The following is a 19,654-nucleotide window of genomic DNA, read 5'->3' as shown; positions in this document are numbered from 1 at the left end:
AAGGATTTCCGCCAACGGAAATCCTTTTTTAATTAAAACGAAATAATCCCAATCAAAAGCGCCGCAATCGTCATCACAATCGTTGTCCCCACGGCCCATTTAATAGTGAATTTTTGATGATCGCCAAAGCTGACACCCGCCATTCCGACCAATAGATAGGTGGATGGCACAAGCGGGCTGAGCAGATGCACCGGCTGGCCCAGCAAGGAGGCTCTTCCGATTTCAGCGGCGTCTATTCCGTAAGCGGAAGCGGCTTCGGCGATGATGGGAAGGACACCGAAGTAAAAGGCGTCATTCGACATGAAAAAGGTGAAAGGCATGCTGGCAATCGCAGTGATCAACGGCAGATGCGGGCCCATGGCATCAGGGATGAGGGAAACGAGAGAATGCGCCATCGCATCGACCATTTTTGTGCCGGAGAGAATGCCTGTGAATATGCCTGCCGCAAACACCATTGAGACAACGTTTAACGCATTACCCGCATGCGCTGAAATCCGTTTTTGCTGCTCTTTGACATTTGGATAGTTGACCATCAAGGCGATGGCGAACGCGATCATAAAAAGAACAGGGATTGGCAGCAGGCTGGTGATCAGCGCGGCCATCAGGGCGACAGTCAGCAGCAGGTTGAACCATTGGAGAGCCGGACGCTTCAGCGGCGTCGCCTCCGGATCAGAAGACGGTGCGTGTTCAATTGAAATGATGCCGAGCCGCTTCCGTTCTTTTTTTCCGAGGAGATAAGCAACGGCGATCACCCAGAGAACGCCGGCGATCATAGCGGGAATCAGCGGCGTAAAAACTTCTGACGTGTCCAATTTCAAGGAAGCTAAAACCCTCGCCGTCGGTCCGCCCCACGGAATAATATTCATGACTCCCGAACCGAGCATCGCAATCCCCGCCAGCACCAAACGGTTCATGCCGAGCCGTTTGTAAAGGGGCAGCATTGCCGCAATCGTAATCATATACGTTGTTGTCCCATCTCCGTCCAGCGAAATGGTCATCGTCAGAACCGCTGTGCCGATGGCGATTTTTAACGGGTCCCCTTTGACAAGCGATAGGATTTTGGCAATGAGGGGATCAAACAAACCTGAGTCAATCATAATGCCGAAATACAGGATGGCGAATAACAGCATGATCCCGGTAGGAGCGAGGTCTGTAACGCCTTGAATCATCATCTCGCCGAGATCTTTGCCAAATCCGCTGATCAGGGCAAACACAACAGGAACGACAATCAAAGCAATAAGAGCGGAAAGCCGGTTAGACATAATAAGATACATAAAGACAATCATCATCACAAAACCGAGTATGGCAAGCACGATATGACCTCCCCTGTTCAACAGCTGTATTAGTAAGCGCTTTCACAACTTATTTCTGTGAAAATGGCTTATTTCAAAATGTGTATGACCGCATATGTAAATACAGACCTAAAATCCTAATGAGCGGATCAGCAGTTTATATGAAGAACGCCGCGGGTAAATGTGCTGTAGAATGTTTCGTTTTAAAAGGGGGAACTGACATGAGTGATGATCAAAACAAACGAGTAAATGAACACTCAAAGGACGAACAGCTGGAGCAGTACCGGTCTGATAACAGCGGCAAAAAAATGACGACCAATCAGGGGCTTCGCGTGTCTGAGGATGAGCATTCTTTAAAAGCGGGCGTTCGCGGCCCGACGCTGATGGAGGATTTTCATTTTCGTGAAAAAATGACGCACTTTGACCACGAGCGGATTCCGGAACGGGTCGTTCATGCGCGCGGGTACGGCGTTCATGGGCATTTTCAGGTGTACGAACCGATGACGGAATATACACGGGCGAAATTTTTGCAGGACCCGTCCGTCAAAACGCCTGTTTTCGTCCGTTTCTCAACAGTGGCAGGTTCCAAGGGGTCAGCCGACACCGTCCGTGACGCCAGGGGATTTGCGACGAAGTTTTATACTGAAGAAGGGAACTATGACCTCGTCGGAAACAATATTCCGGTGTTCTTCATTCAGGACGCGATCAAATTCCCGGATCTCGTTCACGCCATAAAACCGGAACCGCACAATGAAATGCCGCAGGCTGCGACGGCTCATGATACGTTCTGGGATTTTGTCGCTAATAACCCTGAGTCGGCTCACATGGTCATGTGGACGATGTCTGACCGCGGCATCCCGAGAAGCTATCGGATGATGGAGGGCTTCGGCGTGCATACGTTCCGTTTTGTCAACGAGAAAGGAAAAGCGCGCTTTGTAAAATTCCACTGGAAACCCGTGCTCGGCGTTCATTCCCTCGTATGGGATGAAGCGCAGAAAATTGCCGGGAAAGATCCCGATTTCAACCGCCGCGACCTGTGGGAAACGATTGAAAACGGCGGCAAAGTCGAGTATGAGCTCGGTGTTCAGATGATTGACGAAGAAGACGAGTTCAAATTCGATTTCGATATCCTTGATCCGACGAAGCTGTGGCCGGAGGAGTTGGTTCCCGTCAAGCTGATCGGAAAAATGACCCTTGACCGCAATCAGGACAATGTCTTTGCGGAAACGGAACAGGTTGCCTTTCACCCGGGAAATGTCGTGCCGGGCATTGATTTCACCAATGATCCGCTTCTTCAAGGCCGGCTTTTCTCTTATACAGATACACAGCTCATCCGTCTTGGCGGGCCGAATTTTCACGAGATTCCGATCAACCGGCCGGTCTGCCCGTTCCATAACAACCAATACGACGGCTACCACCGGATGACGATTAATAAGGGTCCCGTCGCCTATCATAAAAATTCTCTGCAGAACAATGATCCGTCGCCGGCCTCAGAAGAAGAAGGCGGATACGTTCATTACCAGGAAAAAGTAGAAGGCAGAAAAATCCGCCAGCGCAGTGAGAGCTTCAATGACTATTTTTCTCAGGCCAAGATGTTCTGGAACAGTATGTCTCCCGCTGAGAAAGAACATATCATCTCCGCGTTCTGTTTTGAAGTCGGAAAAGTGAACAGCAAGGATGTGCAGCAGCAGGTGGTTGATGTCTTCAGTCACGTCGACGCCGGGCTAGCCGAGCGTGTTGCGAAAGGAATCGGCGTGAACCCGCCGCCGAAGGACCGTGAATCTGATGAAACGTTCACTTCCCCGGCCTTAAGCCAGGAAAACACGGTGAAGACGGCAGCGACAAGGCAGGTTGCGGTTTTAACCGACCACGGGTTTTCTGATGAGAAAGTCAAACAAGTGCTTGATGCATGCAAACAGGCGGGAGTCAGAGCCGATATCATCAGCCCCGCGCTTGGGACCGTGAAGGGAGAAAACGGCACGGAGCTCGAAGCGTCAGCCACTTTCCTGACAGCGGATTCCGTCCTGTACGACGCTGTTTTCATTCCGGGCGGAAAACAAAGCACAGACAGCCTCAAAGCCCAAAAATCGGCCAGAGACTTCGTTAACGAAGCCTTCAGCCATTACAAAGCGATCGGCGCCTCCGGTGAAGGAAAAGAACTTCTCGCCCTCGCCGCCGGAACCGAAAACGGCCCCGGCCTTGTTCCGGACGGAAACCATGAACAATTTCTGAAGGCCGTGGCTGAGCATCGGCATTGGGACAGAAGCATATAAGAATGAAAAAGCGCCTTTTATGAGAGGGGCGCTTTTTTATTGTGAAAGTGAAATATCTGAACGAAGCATTAATATTGGGAGAAAACGAAAATGGCTTCCGGGCAAATCCGTACCTTCCGCTGTCCGGGACATTCAGACAACAGTTTTAGAGAGTCAGGGCATTGCATGATTTAAAGGGTTCTGACTGATGGTGAAATGATCTTTGGTTTACTTCCGCTCTTTGTTTGTGTATCTTAGGGGTAGATTTTCTGGAGGAGCGAATAATAGTGAAGCCGTTTACCGAAAAACAACTCGAAGAATATTACCGGCGTGACGAAAACATGATGATTTTGGTGTTTGCCCAATGGTGCGTCAATCATGACCTTGATCCGATGGCCATTTACAGCAAGGCTTATCCCGGACAGCCTTTAAACGAAGAGCTGCGAAAAACGGCTGAAGAACTTGTCGTGCCGAAGGAGGAATCAGAACCGATTCCTGATCAAACCGTTATCGGCGTTTTGGAGATGTTCGGCAACTCCGATTTGGCGGAAGCCGTTTATGAAGCCATTGCGCAAAGACCTTCACGGTAAAAGAGGCGTGGATTTTCCATGTCTCTTTTTTTCATGGAGAAAATGTGAAAGAAGGCCCAGAAACAATTTGCTGATCTGCGCTGTCTATAGAGTGTAATCCGTTTTCAAAAAGGGAACGGTAATGAAAAGGAGGAGTTGTGATGAAAAAGGCATTCAAAATGATGGCGGCTGTGCTCTTAACCGTGCTGACAGCCGCGCCGTTCGGAGGTTTCGCGCCTTCAGCCGAGGCCGCGCAAACCGCAAAGCCCGTTGTCAAAAGCCATACGTATAAGCATGTAAAGCAGCTGACATACCCCGAGGTCACAAATACGGGAAACGCATCTTTTGAAAAGAAAATCAATCAGGACTTCAAGCGCTATATTGAACAATCGTACAAAGAATATGTGAAAAACAAAAAAGACGGTGAGAAACAAGGCTACAAAGCGGAATACCAGGCAGATTTCAAGGTGAAGTATAATCAAGACGGCAAGCTCAGCATTCAGACGGAAGACTACAGTTACACAGGCGGCGCACACGGGCTGACATCCGTTCAGACCTTTAATTACGACCTGGCCGCAAAAAAACGGGTCACACTCGATAATGTGCTGAATACAAAAACGAAAGCTAACAAGACGAGAGACTATCTTTACGGCTACATCAAGAAACATGATGATCTGTTCGATCAGGACGTTAAAAAACAGGAGATCATCCTGAATAACGAAAGACCTTTCTTCTTTACGAAAAACGGCATTGCCGTTGTGTTCGGACAATATGATCTCGGACCGTACGCGGCAGGAATCCGGGACGTTTTCGTACCTGCATCCGTCTATCAATAAAAAAAAGCGATATCACTCCAAAACGGAGCGGTATCGCTTTTTTTCTTTTACCAGACAAACAATCCGACAATCGCCGCGCTCAATAAGGAAACGGCAATTCCGCTGACAAGCAGCTTCCAGACGTTTTTTCCGATGATGGCTGATTTTTCACTATCAAGCAGAGATTGATAAGATCCGTAGATCATACCGATGGTGCTGAAGTTTGCGAATGATGTCAGGAATGTTGTAGCCACGGCAATCGTGTGCGGCGGAAGTGAATTCAGCTGCCCTTTCAGATCGGCCATTGCCACAAATTCATTTGTCGCGAGCTTGATGCCCATCAGCTGTGCGACATACATCGCGTCATGTCCGCCTAATCCGAGAAGGAAGGCAAACGGACTGAAGATGTATGAGAAAATCTTTTGAATGGTCAAACCGTGCATGAACAGTCCGAGTACGCCGTTTAACGCGGCCGTTAACGCCACATATCCGATCACCATCGCTAAAATGACAATGACCATGTTCATGCCGACAAGCATACTGTTAGAAATCGTGGAGAAGAAGTCTTTTTTCTCCGCTTTTGAAGGAACGTATATAATATCGTCCTCTTTAGAAACGTCCACGGGATTCAGCATATTGGCGATTAAAAGCGCGTTTAAGCAATTCAGCGGGATGGCTGTAAACACATAAGTGGACGGAACCATCGTCAAGTACGATCCGATGATCGAGCCGCTGATGCTGCTCATGCTCATCAGCCCGAATGTCAAAAGCCGATTGTTGCTGACGGCGGCAAGCTGCTGGCGGATGACGGCTAAAGCTTCCGTATTTCCTAAAAACATCATCTGGATGGAGAAAAAGCTCTCCAGCTTCGGCAGACGGGATATTTTAGAAATCAGCCAGCCGATTTTATCAATGAGCCACGGCAGAATACCGAAATACGACAGCATATCAAAGAAGGTCACGACGAAGATAATCGGCAGCAATGCGCTGAAGAAAAAATCAACCGTCGGGTTCGCCATGACAGACGGAAAAGCGAACGCAATCCCTTGACTGGCGCAGGAAATCAGCCATGTAAAGAACGCGCCGATCTTCCCGATGACAAAGCCGCCGACTTTTGTCCCTAACATAAACCAAGTAATCAGAAACTCAAAGACGAGGAGCATGACAATCGGACGCCATTTAATCTTCTTCTTGTTGGGAGAGCATAAGAAAACAACAGCCATGACAACAATGAGACCGACAATGTTCAATAAAAAGTACATGTGAGCAACTCCTATAAGGGTATTATGGAAATAAAAAAAGCTCTTATTCGTCACAAATTCCTGAAAGCCAGAAAGTGTGATAAATAAGAGCCAAAAGAAAAGAATAGACAGCGTCATATGCTTTTCACTCGTTCAAATTTATGCAAACTTTCTTGTAGTCTAGTCTTTTACGGCACTAGGTAGAAACAATCAGACCATATTACTGATCATATACAAGAATAACGATATTACATGAGATAGCAGTATTTTATCGTTTCAATTTTTGAAAATCAACCTTTTTAGATATTTTCAAAATAATAAATTTATATTATAAATAAAGAAAATAAAGGATATTCATAAGTAATTGGATAATAAAGGTTTAAAATACCCCCAAAAACCGTTCCGGTTCATTGTAAAGACGGGATGCAGCTGATAAAATGGATCTGAGGGCACAGCCTTCAAAAGACGGCAGAAAAGGGGTCATTTTCGTGATCATTCAGTTCATTCGTTACAGATAATGAGAGGTATAGATAAATAGGTTAAAACTTCCAATTTGGCGAGGTTTATTTGTCTATGCCTTTTTCATTTCATCGGAATAACGAATGAATGAGGTGTTTTTTTGACGTCTATAAAAAGAAAACGCGCGGAATTATTGCAATCATGCCAGTCCGTGTTCAGGTGTCCGCTATGCCGGTCGGCCATGGCGGTCTCACAATACAAAAGCTTGATTTGCGGACAGGGGCATACATTTGATATATCAAAACAAGGATATGTGAATTTCCTCAATATATCGGTCAAAACCCGCTATGACAGGCAGCTGTTCGAAGCGAGACGCGAGCTTTTTGACAGCCGGGAATTTTTTGGGCCGGTTCAAAAGGAGATCGCCGCCGTCATCAGCCGTAAGCAATCTCCGCATAAACCGGCGGCGATATTGGATGCGGGGTGCGGAGAAGGCTCTCATTTAGCCGCCGTATGCAAATTGCTTCAGCCCGCTTTTTCCGTGACGGGAATCGGCATTGATCTCTCGAAAGAAGGTGTGCTGCATGCCGCAAAGGCCTTCGGGAATCATATGGTGTTTGCCGTCGCTGATGTGGCGGATGCGCCGTTTGCCGACAGCTGTTTTGATGTCGTGATGTCTGTTTTATCACCTTGGAATTACAAGGAATGCAGCAGACTTTTACGAAAGGGCGGCACAGTCATTAAAGCGGTGCCGCGGCGTGATTATTTGAAGGAAGTAAGGGAATTCTTCTTCGGAGACAGTCCTCGGCGGAATGACACCGCCGATTCTGCGGCCGGACGATTCCAAGGGGGCTTTCAAACCTTTGAGCGCAAACGGCTGTGTTACACGAAGACCTTATCGCAGCCTGACCTCGAGCGGCTTGTGAAAATGACGCCCTTAACATGGAAATGTACTGATGACAGCATCCGGCGGTTTATCAGCCGGAAAGAGGCTGCTGTCACGATAGATATCGATATTTTAATCGGAACCGGTCCGCTGTAAAACGGAAAAGACACGCTAATCGCGTGTCTTTTTTTTATTTCCAGACTTCACCGGCAATGTTGACGACATGGCGCAGTTTCGCCCATTGCTGTTCTTCTGTGATCAGGTTTCCTTCCTCAGTGGAGGCGAATCCGCATTGCGGGCTGAGGCAAAGCTGATCCAAGCTGACATATTGTGAAGCTTCTTCAATCCGGCGTTTAATCGCGTCCTTGTCTTCAAGTTCGCCATGTTTCGACGTAATCAATCCAAGCACAAGCTGAAGATCAGAGCGTTTGACATAGCGGAGCGGTTCAAAGCCGCCGGAGCGGGAATCATCATATTCCAGGAACAATCCGTCAAGGTCAAGCCCGTCAAAAATCGTTTCAGCCGCTGCATCATAGCCGCCTTCAGCCGTCCATGTGGATTGGAAGTTGCCGCGGCAGATATGCATCGTAACCTTCAGATCGTCAGGGCGGTCCTTGATGGCGTCATTAATGGAAGCGGCAAACAGCTTGCGCAGCTCATCCGGCGTTGTGCCGAAAGCTTCAATCTGACGAAGCCCCGCTTCTGATAAGAAAACGGCCCATGCGGTGTCATCGAGCTGAAGGTAGCGGCACCCGGCGTCATAGAAAGCTTGAATCGCTTTTTTATACGCCTTTGACACATCGTGCTGAAATTGTTTGTAATCATTCTGGTAGGACGCTTTTTCCAATTTTCCGCGGAAAAACAGCATATTCGGACTTGGGATGGTCATTTTCGGAACAGCATCGCCGGCAATGCTGTGCAGGAATTTATAATCTTCGAGCATCGGATGCTGAGAAAAATCAATATCTCCCGTTACTTTAATGCCGCGCGCTTTCGTCTGTACGTTGTGAAACTGAATGCCGCTTTCAGGCGTAAATGCTTCGACGCCGTCTAAGTTTTCGAGAAAATCAAAATGCCACCAGGCACGGCGGAATTCGCCGTCAGTCACGACATTGAGGCCGGTTTCTTTCTGCTTTTCCACACTGCGGATGATTTCTCTGTTTTCGATTTCGCGCAGCTGTTCTGCCGAAATCTCACCCGCCGCTCTTTGCAGGCGGGCTTGCTTCACAGCCGCCGGCCGCAGCAGGCTTCCGACCTGATCCGCGCGAAACGGCGGGTTTTTTCTTAGAAGCGTATGCAATGGTTGTTCTGTGTTTTGCTGTGACATGAACGATTCCTTCTTTCCTGATGAAATATAAAAAGCTCTTCCCTCGGATAGGGAAGAGCTTGCGTCCGCAAATCTCAACCTTATCTTCAGGATTTAGCACCATTCTGCTGAACAGCGGTTGCCGGGTATCATAGGGCCAGTCCCTCCACCTCTCTTGATAAGGAAATATGCTATTTTTCAGAATAAACTGTAATACTCTTAATCTTAGTATGTTTTCTCATATTGTCAATATATTTCGATAAATATTTTATTTATCACCCTCAAATAGAATCATATCTATCACAATGGCGATCGCGAGACAAAGAACGATATCCTCTTCCTTTTCAATCTGCAAATGATAGGAATCGCCCCAGCTCATCCATGATTTGGTGACGGTCATCCGGTTTGATTTTCCGTCTGTCACTTGAAAATTCCGGCCCCACACATCGCCGGTAAGATCCCAGCCGAGTCCGGAAATTTCAAATTTCGGTTTGAATAACGTGACTTTCTTGATGACTTGGCAGACGGGTTTGCCGCTGACGGAAATCTCGTAACGGGGAACGAGCGACATCAGTTTCTGATTGACGCTGGCGAGCGTGCGGCCGTCCAAATCAGTCAGCTTCAGTTCATCACCGAATGAAAACAGCTTTCCTTCAACATTGTAGACTTCTTTCCCGCTTTCAAGAAACACTTGAAAACGATTCTTAAACGTAAACATCCGCTCTTTGATATAAAAATGGTACATAAAAAAACTCCTTTTTTATGTTGTACGAAAAAAGGAGGCGGATGGTTTCATATCGGCCGGGTGCATAAAAAAAAGGCTGCCGATTTTGCGGCAGCTGTCGTTTTTATGATAGCGGCATCCGGCGTTTTTGACGGATCGCATTTAAATCAATGATGTTATTCGTGTCGGCAGCTGTCACCAGCGGGCTTGTCTTTGGCGTTTTCCGGCGGTTGTCCTTACTGAAAGAGAAAACAAGATACCCTGTCAAAGCAGCAAAAATAAGTAGCATCATTTTACATACCTCCCAAAAAAAGTTTTGGTATTATTATTGTACGAAAAAACAAACGAAAAGTATTCAAACAATTGTCACTTTTTTAAAAAATAACGTCATTTTCCGTAAAAATGACTAGGGGTTGAAGAAAATTTGCTCTTGTTGTGGTTCTATAGATTGTATCGGCTGATGAATGGTGATCGTTTATATAACTTTTTCACTATTTTTTGTAAGAGTCTAATTAACCACTTCGTTGTTTTCGTTTGCCTTGTGTTATTCAGTACCCTAAAAAACCTTATAATATGCAAAATAACTGCTTCTAACAGATGACTGCGGAATGACAGCGCTTTCTTTATTTTTTTAAAGAAAACGAGATGTTATCTTAAAAAAATCGTTTGAACATTTTCCGCAGCTTTTTAAAAGGGTTTGATTTCGTCTCCAGAACACGCGGGTCTTTTAAGGTTTTTTTTAATTCTTTCGCTACAGTCCCTCTTGCCATAGTCTTCACTCCTTCTTTCCATTTCATACCTTATATACGGAAAGAAAGGAGGAAAGGTTTCATGTGAAAGAAAAAAACCAAAGCAGGGGGCTTTGGTTTTAAGCGCGCTCTTCAAAGAGCCTGGCGATTTCAACAATGACGTTTACCGCCTTTTCCATATGATCTACGGAAATGTATTCATATTTTCCGTGGAAGTTTTGGCCGCCCGTGAAAATGTTCGGTGTCGGCAGTCCCATGTAAGAGAGCTGTGATCCGTCGGTTCCGCCCCGGATCGGTTCGATAATCGGTTCGATATCGAGGTTTTTCATGGCTTGATAGGCGACATCGACTATCTCTTTGACCGGTTCGATTTTTTCTCTCATGTTGTAATATTGATCACGCAGTTCAAGCTTGATGCTTTCCTTGCCGTATTTGGCCGCCAGCGCATCGGCGGTTTTCTGCATATATTCTTTTCGTTCTGCAAAGCGGTCTCTGTCAAAGTCTCTGATGATGTACGACAGGGCGGCTTCAGAAACGTCTCCGTTCATGGAAAGTAAATGATAGAAGCCTTCATACCCTTCCGTATATTCCGGCGCTTCTTCTTTCGGCAATGCGTGATGAAATTCCATCGCGATTTTTGAAGCGTTGACCATTTTGTTTTTTGCCGTTCCCGGGTGGACGCTTTTTCCGTAACAAGTCAGCTTTGCGGCGGCTGCGTTAAAGCTTTCATATTGCAGTTCGCCGAGGGGGCCTCCGTCTATCGTGTAGGCAAATGCGGCGTTGAAGCGGCCGACATCGAATTTGTGAGGGCCTCTGCCGATTTCTTCATCGGGCGTGAACGCGACCCGGATCGTTCCGTGTTTGATGTCCGGATGTTTGATCAAGTACGCCATTGCCGTCATGATTTCGGCAATGCCCGCTTTGTTGTCGGCTCCGAGCAGCGTCGTGCCGTCTGTTGTAATCAGCGTCTGGCCTTTATAGCGGGAGAGCTCCGGGAATTGCTCAGGCGACAGAACGACATTGAGTTTGTCATTCAAAACGATATCATGTCCGTCGTAGCTCTCAATAATCTGAGGATTCACATTTTTCCCGGTAAAATCGGTCGCTGTGTCCACGTGAGCCAGAAAACCGACAGTCGGCACATCTTTATCCGTATTCGCCGGCAGAGTCGCCATGACGTACCCATTGTCATCGACTGTGATTTCTGTCATGCCGATCGACTTTAATTCATCTGCCAGCATGTTGGCCAATGTCAGCTGGCCGGGGGTTGAAGGGCAGTTTTCATTGTTTTCGTCAGACTGTGTATCGACTTTTACGTAAGAGGTAAAGCGTTCAATGATTTCATTTTTCATACCGTCATCTCCTTTGTCTTATCTTACCATGCGCGGGGGAGGGATTTCTATTTCACAACCCGTTTGAATCGAGGGCTCTCTGTTTTACGCGAATGAAAACAAATTATGAAGAAACGATGACTAAACGATTAAACTTTTTGGAAATGGATGTTTGAGAAAGAAAAAACCGATATAATATGGTCAATTCATTCAATAGAGGAGGCTTTCTTCATGGCGATTTTAGTGACAGGCGGAGCGGGTTATATCGGAAGCCACACATGTGTCGAGCTGTTAAACGGCGGCTATGACATCGTGGTTCTGGATAATCTGTCAAATAGTTCACCGGAAGCATTGGAGCGTGTGAAAGACATTACCGGAAAAGGGCTTGTGTTTTATGAAGCGGATCTCCTTGACCGTGATGCCGTTCACCGGGTGTTTGCTGAAAATGAGATTGAAGCCGTCATTCATTTTGCGGGATTAAAAGCGGTCGGTGAGTCTGTGGCTGTTCCGCTCCGTTATTATCATAATAATCTGACGGGGACGTTTATTTTATGTGAAGCCATGCAGGCACACGGTGTGAAAAAAATCGTCTTCAGTTCTTCAGCGACGGTTTACGGCGTTCCGGAAACAACGCCGATCACTGAGGATTTTCCATTAAGCGCGACCAATCCTTACGGGCAGACAAAGCTGATGCTGGAACAGATTTTACGCGATCTGCATAAAGCGGACTCTGAATGGAGCATTGCGCTGCTCCGCTACTTTAATCCGTTCGGCGCGCACCCGAGCGGCCGGATCGGAGAAGACCCGAACGGCATCCCGAATAATTTAATGCCGTACGTCGCCCAAGTCGCTGTCGGCAAGCTTGAGCAATTGCAGGTGTTCGGCAATGATTATCCGACAAAGGACGGCACCGGCGTGCGGGATTACATCCATGTCGTTGATCTTGCCGAGGGCCACGTCAGAGCGCTTGAGAAGGTGCTGAACACAACAGGCGCGGATGCCTATAATCTCGGCACGGGAAGAGGCTACAGCGTTCTTGAGATGGTCAAAGCGTTTGAAAAAGTATCAGGAAAAGAAGTGCCGTACCGTTTTGCCGCCCGGCGCCCGGGAGACATCGCCGCATGCTTCGCAGACCCGGCAAAAGCGAAGGCTGAATTAGGCTGGGAAGCAAAGCGCGGGCTTGAAGAAATGTGCGCCGACTCTTGGAAGTGGCAGTCCTCCAATGTGAACGGGTACCAAAAGGTGTAAAAAGAAAGAGACCTTCAAATGGTGAAGGTCTCTTTTATTACGGTCATTATTTAATTTTCACTTCAACATCGTTGCTGAACTTTAATTTCCAAGTGCCTTTAGAGTATGCGTTTTTATCAACTTCAAAAGCTTTTACGTCAGTAACTTTAATGTTCGGGTTCAAGTCACTTAAAATTTTACTGTTGTCTACTTTTGTTTCTGTTGCATAGCTTGAAGAAGCATCAATATCTGAATCATAGGATGTTCCTTTAGAATCTACTAATTTCGCTCTTGGAATGGAGAAAGAGCTTAACGGCTTGTTTGAAACATTTTTAACTGTGTATTGAACAGCTACGATAACGCCGCCGTCAGACGCTTTTTTCTCGACAAATTGAGAGCCTACTGAATCTCTTTTTTCCACTTTGGTAACAGTAACTTCAGTTTTCTCAGTCTTAACAGTGTCACCGATGTTATACAGTTTTTCCTTGGATTCCGAAGCTTTTGAAGACGCGGTTTTAGATGATGAAGATCCGCCTCCGCCGCCGATGTTTACGAGAATGATAATAACCACTACCGCCAGAAGCAATGTGATAATTTTATGTCTCATAAAAAAGTTTCTCTGATCTTTACCGCAGTTTGGGCATTTTTTAACGCCTTTAGCGATTTCTTTGCCGCATGCCTTACAAGACACCAGGTTGCCTGCCATAACATTTCCTCCTATGTAAACTATTTCTTAAAAACTACATACTATAATGCCTGTAAAATAACCTATAGTCAATAATATTTTGAGAAAAAAAGTATTTTAATGGTTTTTTAGTCATGTATTTTAAAGGTCTTTTTTAGTATCGGCAGATCGTTCGAATTTTTTATAGGTTTATTGAAAAAAGAGTGGTTGAACATGTTCGTGATTTCCCGTATAATCTTGAAAGATATACAAAAACTGAACATAAAAAACAGTGGTTTTCTAGGGTTCCGCAATGCTGAATTGGTCTGGACCGAGAGAAAACACACAGCAGGTTCCTGCTGTGACACGTTGGGATAAAAGCCCGGGAGTTTCTGCTCTTTTGATGAAGAGTGCTCTCCCGGGCTTTTTTGATTTTATAAAAAAGGAGTGTCTGGGATGAAAAAGAGATTGCTGGATGTGCTGATGCTGATTATTGGGGCTTTTATCTTTGCTTTGGCTGTTAATTTATTCGCCATTCCGAATGATCTTGGAGAGGGCGGGGTAACAGGAATCACCCTGATCTTGTACTATGTGTTTGAGTGGTCGCCCGGGGTGACGAATATCATTTTGAACGGGATCTTATTGATTATCGGATATAAATTTTTAGACGGAAAAACAACGCTTTATACGATCATTACCGTTGTTGCCAACTCACTGTTTCTGCATCTGACGCATGATTGGCACTCGCCTTCACATGAACTCATTATTAATACTATTTTTGCGGGTGTGTTTGCCGGTGTCGGAATCGGGATCATTATTCGAGTCGGAGGCACGACTGCGGGTTCTGCCATTTTGGCGAGGATTGCGAACAAATATCTCGATTGGAATATCAGCTATGCGCTTTTGTTCTTTGATCTGATTGTCGTCTTCAGTTCTTATTTCATCATCGGTGCGGAAAAAATGATGTTTACCATTGTCATGCTGTACATCGGAACGAAGGTGATGGACTTTATCATTGAAGGCCTGAATACGAAAAAAGCGGTGACGATTATATCTGAGCATAAGCACGAAATCGCTGAACAGGTCAACACGCTTATGGACAGAGGGGTTACGCTGCTGTCGGGTAAAGGAAATTACACGGGGCAGTCGAAGGAAATTTTATATATCGTCATCCAGAAACAAGAGCTTTCCATGCTCAAAAAAATTATTAAAAGCTGTGATACAAAAGCGTTTGTCATTGTTCATGATGTGCGTGACGTCTTTGGCGAAGGCTTCGTCGATATCTCTAAATAAAAAGGATCCCTCTGCCGGCGCGGAGGGTTTTTTTCTTATGCCGGCAGAAGCTGTTATGATCCGTTTCCCGGGAAATAGCCTGAAAGCTGTTTCTTAAAACGAAGTGGATACAATCGGCCGGACGTTTTATACTGAAAATATGATAGAGCGATAGAAAGGAGCGCATATGAACCCGTTATTGGCAATTTACCCAAGGGCTGTGTTGTCTGATACGTGCTGTACGGCGGAGGATGTCTTTTGCTTTTATGATGAAAAAAGGCGGGTCTATGTCGCCATTCCGAAGGAGGATATCACCCCGAAGGAGAAACTGCTACTGGAATCATTTTTGGCGCCCGCTGAAGAAAAAGGCGATTTTTTTCCGGAGACGGCGGCAGCAAAGAGGTGGCGGCGTTTTCTGCTGGAAGAAGGCCCGGTGCCTGATGTCAAGGAGCCGCGTGTCCGTTTTATCCATTATGACTTATTGGGAGAACGGGACTGGGGGGCATTTACGGAAGCGCTGCGCCATTTCTGGCCGGTTTCATATACAGTTGTCCGGACGGGAAGGGATCAAGGCGTGATTGTGGAGGAAGAAAAGCTGGAAGCGCCAGATTCGGATGACATCGCATCTTTTGTGAAGATTCTCGAAGCCGATTTTTATTTCAGTGTCCGTTTTTTCATCGGAAGGTATTATGGCGCGGGAGAACGTCTGCGCCTTCATTATCGGAGAGAACAGCAATATTGTCAGATTGGCCGGCGTTATCTCCCGCAGCTGAGCACGCTGACCGCGGAAACGGTATTTCCGGTGATGCTCACGGAAGAAAGCAGAGAAAAGCTCTCAGCCTTGCTTCACGAAGAAGCGGCGCTGCTGTTTCAGAAAGAACCGGAGCTGAAGCATACGATTCAGACTTTTATTGAACATAACTCGAACATGTCGCTCACATCGAAAAAACTGCATTTGCACCGCAACAGTCTTCAATATCGGATTGATAAATTTGCGGAACGCTCGGGTATTGATATTAAGACATATCAGGGCGCCCTGCTGGCTTATTTCATTTGTCTGCAGTATGAAAAATCACATTAAATGGGAAATGTGCACGAAGGCAGCGGACTTTTTTTATGAACATTGCCTATATCCGCCGCCGTCTGACGCTGTTACAATCCTATTTAAGAAAGCGTTTACAAAAAGGGGGAGATGACATGGCGGAACTTCGGCTGGAGCATATTTATAAGTATTACGATCAAAAAGAGGCGGCTGTCGATGATTTTAACCTTCATATTAAAGATAAAGAGTTTATCGTGTTTGTCGGTCCGTCGGGGTGCGGCAAGTCGACAACATTGAGGATGGTTGCCGGGCTGGAAGACATTACAAAGGGCGATTTCTATATCGGTGACACGAGAGTGAATGACATCGCTCCTAAAGACAGGGATATCGCCATGGTGTTTCAAAACTATGCGTTATATCCGCACATGACGGTCTATGATAATATCGCTTTCGGTCTGAAGCTGAGGAAGATGCCGAAACCGGAGATTAAAAAACGGGTCGAAGAAGCGGCAAAAATGCTGGGGCTCACAGAGTATCTGCACCGCAAACCGAAAGCGCTCTCCGGCGGGCAGCGGCAGCGGGTTGCATTAGGCCGGGCGATTGTCAGGGACGCCAAAGTGTTTTTAATGGATGAGCCGCTGTCAAATCTGGACGCAAAGCTTCGGGTGCAGATGCGGGCAGAAATTATTAAGCTGCATCAAAGGCTGCAAACAACCACAATCTATGTGACGCACGACCAAACAGAAGCACTGACGATGGCGACACGCATCGTAGTCATGAAGGACGGAAAAATTCAGCAGATCGGCACCCCGAAAGACGTGTATGAACATCCCGAAAACGTATTTGTCGGCGGGTTTATCGGCTCCCCAGCGATGAACTTTTTCAAAGGAAAGCTGACGGACGGCGCCATTCAGATCGGTTCAGCCGCTCTCGGCGTGCCGGAAGGGAAAATGAAAATGCTCCGGGAAAAAGGGTATGCCGGCAAAGATGTTATCTTCGGCATCCGCCCGGAAGACATACATGACGAGCTGATTGTGGTGGAATCCTATAAGAATTCATCCATCACAGCTAAAATCAATGTCGCGGAATTGCTCGGGTCAGAAATTATGGTCTATTCCCGGATCGGGGATCAGGATTTTATCGCCCGGATTGACGCCCGCCATGACATTCATGCCGGTGAGGAATTGACCGTCGCTTTCGACATGAATAAGGCTCATTTTTTTGACAGTGAAACAGAAATCAGAATCCGCTCATAACGCAAAGCCGGACAGCTGGATGTCCGGCTTTTTTGATGTAACAATTTATGACGCATAACCGATATAAAAAGTAAATAGAAGACAGAAAGCAGGAAAACGATGAAACGCATGATCATGTGCATGTGCCTTTTGGCTGCCGTGTTTACGCTTGCCGCCTGCTCGGGCCATGAGGCAAGCGCCGAACAAAGCATTCCGAAGGCAGAAGCGCACCACGATAAAAAGTCTGTAAAGCGCCAAATCAAAAAAGAGCCGGATACGTCCGCCTGGGTTCAAACGAAAGGAACGGCAAGACTGCCGATTCTGATGTACCACAGCATTTCAGAGGGAAACAGCCTGCGTGTGCCGAAGGAAGAATTCCGGCAGCATATGAAGTGGCTTCATGATCACGGCTATTATACGATGACTCCTGAAGAGGCCTATCTGATGCTGACGGAGGATAAGGAGCCGCGTGAAAAATGTGTTCTGATCACATTTGATGACGGCTATACCGACAATGTGAAAGCGGCCTATCCCATTTTAAAGAAATACAAGATGAAAGCGACAATCTTTATGATCGGAAACTTTATCGGGCATAAGAATCATCTGACTGAGAAGCAGATGAAGGAGATGGCCGCCCACGGCATTTCCATTCAGAGCCATACGATGAACCATCTCGAATTGAACGGGCTCACACCGCAGCAGCAGCGACGTGAAATGAAGGACTCTAAGCGTTTATTTGATCAAATGTTCGGACAGCGGACGTCTATGATCAGCTACCCTGTCGGACGATATAATAAGGAAACATTAAAAGCCGCCGCCGCGTCAGGCTACCGTATGGCGGTCACGACGGAGCCGGGAGCGGCGTCAAGAGATCAGGGGCTTTACGGGCTTCACCGCGTCCGTGTGTCGCCGGGCATGTCCGGCGCGGCATTCGGCTCTTATATTCAAAATGTGATGAAATAACAGAGCCTCCGCATCATGCGGAGGCTTTTTTCAGTTTAATAGAATTGATGAAGCAGCAGAAGGGTGACACTCACGGTAATCGCTCCGCCGATTCTGGTCGACACTTGGGCGAACGGCATAAGCTCAAGCCGTTCAGCGGCGCTCAAGATCGCGACGTCGCCGGTGCCGCCCTGGCCGGAATGGCAGGCATTAATAATCGCCGTCTCAATCGGGTACAGATTCAGCCATTTTCCGGTCAGAAAACCGACGGCCATCATCGTGACGACGATTGATAAAATGGTAATGATGTTGCTGATCGTAAACGCCGCAATCAGCTTGTCCCACGGTGTCATTGAAACGCCGATCGCAAATAAGAGCGGATAGGTCACGGCTGTCGAGAAAAAGCGCGAGACGCCGAAGGCTCCGTTTTCAATCGAAGCCGGCGCCAGCCTGAACAGCTTAATGAGAACGGCAAGGACGAGCATCACGACAGGAGCCGGAAGCTGAAAGAAATCATGCGCCAGCATGCCGACCAAATAGAGGGAAACCGCTAAAATACCGCCCGAAGCGAAAAAGGACAAATCAAACGTTTTATCATTGGCCGGCTGTTCCAATGCGGGAGCGGAATGATCAGACTTATCAACCTTCCCGTTGCCCGTCCATTCCGGTTTGCGTTTCCCGATGACATTCAGCAAACCCGATAACATAATGGCGCACAGGCTGCCGAGCATGATGGACGGCAGCACAAGCGCAAAGGCGTCTCCCTGGGACATCGGCATAATATCGGAGTAGCCGATGGATAAAGGAATCGCGCCTTCACCGACACCCCCCGCCATAATCGGAACGACAATATAAAGCAGCGTGTGCTGAAAGCCGAGCCCGAGCAGCGTCCCGACGCATAAGCCGACGATGGCGGCCGCGATCGAGCCGGCGATCAGCGGAATAAAAATCTTGACGAAAGCTTTGACGAGCGTCTCTCTTTTCATCCCGAGAATACTGCCGACGACGATACCGGCAATAAATAGATAGAGAAAGTTGGAGCTTTCTGTGAATTCTGTTGTTGAAGTAATAATGTCTTTCGGAAGCAGGTGGTAGTAGACGACAGCGGATGGAATAAAGGTTGCGAGAATCGCAGGGCCGCCGATGGACCGCACGATCGGAATGGATTTTCCGATCTGGCCGAAGGTAAATCCGAAAAAACTCATGACGGCAATTGATGTCAGAATGTCGCTTTTTACATCACGGCTCATGACAAACACCGTAATAAGCAAGAAAAGCAGGATATAGATAGGAAGAGGAATAATGCCGATTCTTATATTCATTGCTCTGGCAAACCAGTTATCAGTCCGTTCCTGTTTTTGGATTGAATCCGTTTGCAATTTTGGTTGAAGTTCTCCCATGCTTGTTCCCCCAGTCGTTATGTAGTGAAAAAATATCCCCATTTAAAGTATACTAAAAAATTTAAATTGTTCATATATTATGAATTTACTAGAGGACATGCTTTCTTCACATTTTCTTTCTCAAAATGGCGATTTGGCGGGCTTTTTCGCCGAGAAAAGCATTTTGTTCGCCACACGAATAAAAAAGAGGTACGATATCAAAGGGACAAATATCCTAGGCGCTGACATAAAATCTCTACAAATCCGAC

The 19,654-nt window shown here is 46.8% G+C and carries 17 protein-coding genes and 3 riboswitches; of the genes, 9 read left to right on the top strand and 8 right to left on the bottom strand.

Features of this window, described 5'->3' with window-relative positions:
- Positions 1–32: 32 nt before the first annotated feature.
- A complete protein-coding gene (gene citH, locus J6600_RS18425) occupies positions 33–1,313 on the bottom strand; it encodes a citrate transporter CitH (protein ID WP_021494706.1) in 1,281 nt (426 codons plus the stop codon).
- A gap of 200 nt (positions 1,314–1,513) precedes the next feature.
- Between citH and J6600_RS18420 the strand changes: the two genes are divergently transcribed.
- The 3 genes from J6600_RS18420 (at position 1,514) to J6600_RS18410 (ending at position 4,949) form a co-directional block, all read left to right on the top strand.
- On the top strand, positions 1,514–3,565 hold the full coding sequence (locus tag J6600_RS18420; RefSeq protein WP_209387738.1) for a catalase: 2,052 nt from the start codon (positions 1,514–1,516) through the stop codon (positions 3,563–3,565).
- A 320-nt stretch (positions 3,566–3,885) separates the two neighbouring features.
- Complete coding sequence (locus tag J6600_RS18415; RefSeq protein WP_046341506.1) at positions 3,886–4,134, top strand: hypothetical protein; 249 nt, start codon at positions 3,886–3,888, stop codon at positions 4,132–4,134.
- A gap of 140 nt (positions 4,135–4,274) precedes the next feature.
- Positions 4,275–4,949 carry a DUF3298 and DUF4163 domain-containing protein gene (locus J6600_RS18410; protein ID WP_021494710.1) on the top strand — a complete coding sequence of 225 codons (675 nt, stop codon included), beginning with the start codon at positions 4,275–4,277 and terminating at the stop codon, positions 4,947–4,949.
- Positions 4,950–4,996: 47 nt separating this feature from the next.
- Here J6600_RS18410 and J6600_RS18405 read toward each other — a convergent pair whose 3' ends face one another.
- The gene (locus J6600_RS18405) at positions 4,997–6,190 is read right to left on the bottom strand and encodes a NupC/NupG family nucleoside CNT transporter (protein ID WP_209387737.1); all 1,194 of its coding nucleotides are present in this window, start codon (positions 6,188–6,190) and stop codon (positions 4,997–4,999) included.
- A gap of 135 nt (positions 6,191–6,325) precedes the next feature.
- A riboswitch (purine riboswitch) is annotated at positions 6,326–6,426 on the bottom strand.
- Positions 6,427–6,788: 362 nt separating this feature from the next.
- Between J6600_RS18405 and J6600_RS18400 the strand changes: the two genes are divergently transcribed.
- Complete coding sequence (locus J6600_RS18400; protein ID WP_095271136.1) at positions 6,789–7,670, top strand: methyltransferase domain-containing protein; 882 nt, start codon at positions 6,789–6,791, stop codon at positions 7,668–7,670.
- A 34-nt stretch (positions 7,671–7,704) separates the two neighbouring features.
- Here J6600_RS18400 and J6600_RS18395 read toward each other — a convergent pair whose 3' ends face one another.
- From J6600_RS18395 to pepT, 4 genes are all read right to left on the bottom strand, one after another.
- Complete coding sequence (locus J6600_RS18395) at positions 7,705–8,841, bottom strand: 5-methyltetrahydropteroyltriglutamate--homocysteine S-methyltransferase (protein WP_029972954.1); 1,137 nt, start codon at positions 8,839–8,841, stop codon at positions 7,705–7,707.
- Positions 8,842–8,918: 77 nt separating this feature from the next.
- Positions 8,919–9,005: riboswitch (SAM riboswitch) on the bottom strand.
- Between the two features lie 83 nt (positions 9,006–9,088).
- Positions 9,089–9,565, bottom strand: coding sequence for an LURP-one-related/scramblase family protein (locus J6600_RS18390; RefSeq protein ID WP_022553977.1), 477 nt, complete (start codon positions 9,563–9,565; stop codon positions 9,089–9,091).
- Positions 9,566–9,668: 103 nt separating this feature from the next.
- Positions 9,669–9,836 (bottom strand): hypothetical protein, encoded by a 168-nt coding sequence (locus J6600_RS18385; RefSeq protein WP_003150808.1) that lies wholly within the window; start codon positions 9,834–9,836, stop codon positions 9,669–9,671.
- 576 nt (positions 9,837–10,412) lie between these two features.
- Positions 10,413–11,645 carry a peptidase T gene (gene pepT, locus J6600_RS18380; RefSeq protein ID WP_014419238.1) on the bottom strand — a complete coding sequence of 411 codons (1,233 nt, stop codon included), beginning with the start codon at positions 11,643–11,645 and terminating at the stop codon, positions 10,413–10,415.
- 210 nt (positions 11,646–11,855) lie between these two features.
- On the opposite strand from pepT, the gene galE reads away from it, so the two are divergent.
- On the top strand, positions 11,856–12,872 hold the full coding sequence (galE, locus tag J6600_RS18375; RefSeq protein ID WP_014419237.1) for a UDP-glucose 4-epimerase GalE: 1,017 nt from the start codon (positions 11,856–11,858) through the stop codon (positions 12,870–12,872).
- A 46-nt stretch (positions 12,873–12,918) separates the two neighbouring features.
- Here galE and J6600_RS18370 read toward each other — a convergent pair whose 3' ends face one another.
- Positions 12,919–13,458 carry a DUF4352 domain-containing protein gene (locus J6600_RS18370; protein ID WP_123282873.1) on the bottom strand — a complete coding sequence of 180 codons (540 nt, stop codon included), beginning with the start codon at positions 13,456–13,458 and terminating at the stop codon, positions 12,919–12,921.
- Positions 13,459–13,804: 346 nt separating this feature from the next.
- Positions 13,805–13,906, top strand: a riboswitch (guanidine-I (ykkC/yxkD leader).
- A 65-nt stretch (positions 13,907–13,971) separates the two neighbouring features.
- Between J6600_RS18370 and J6600_RS18365 the strand changes: the two genes are divergently transcribed.
- From J6600_RS18365 to J6600_RS18350, 4 genes are all read left to right on the top strand, one after another.
- Positions 13,972–14,808: a YitT family protein gene (locus J6600_RS18365; RefSeq protein WP_003150818.1), complete on the top strand. Its 837-nt coding sequence runs from the start codon at positions 13,972–13,974 to the stop codon at positions 14,806–14,808.
- Positions 14,809–14,974: 166 nt separating this feature from the next.
- Entirely contained in the window at positions 14,975–15,868 is an 894-nt protein-coding gene (locus J6600_RS18360) for a PucR family transcriptional regulator (RefSeq protein ID WP_209387736.1), read from the top strand.
- 116 nt (positions 15,869–15,984) lie between these two features.
- A complete protein-coding gene (locus tag J6600_RS18355; protein ID WP_014419235.1) occupies positions 15,985–17,085 on the top strand; it encodes an ABC transporter ATP-binding protein in 1,101 nt (366 codons plus the stop codon).
- Between the two features lie 99 nt (positions 17,086–17,184).
- A complete protein-coding gene (locus J6600_RS18350) occupies positions 17,185–18,027 on the top strand; it encodes a polysaccharide deacetylase family protein (RefSeq protein WP_007407765.1) in 843 nt (280 codons plus the stop codon).
- Positions 18,028–18,062: 35 nt separating this feature from the next.
- Here the strand turns inward: J6600_RS18350 and cimH are convergent, their stop codons facing one another.
- Positions 18,063–19,406, bottom strand: coding sequence for a citrate/malate transporter CimH (cimH, locus tag J6600_RS18345; protein WP_012118784.1), 1,344 nt, complete (start codon positions 19,404–19,406; stop codon positions 18,063–18,065).
- Positions 19,407–19,654 lie beyond the last annotated feature (248 nt).

The sequence above is a fragment of the Bacillus sp. LJBV19 genome (assembly GCF_017797845.1).
Lineage (GTDB): Bacteria > Bacillota > Bacilli > Bacillales > Bacillaceae > Bacillus > Bacillus velezensis.
Note: the sequence above shows the minus strand (reverse complement) of the source record. Positions and strands in the feature narration are given on the sequence as shown.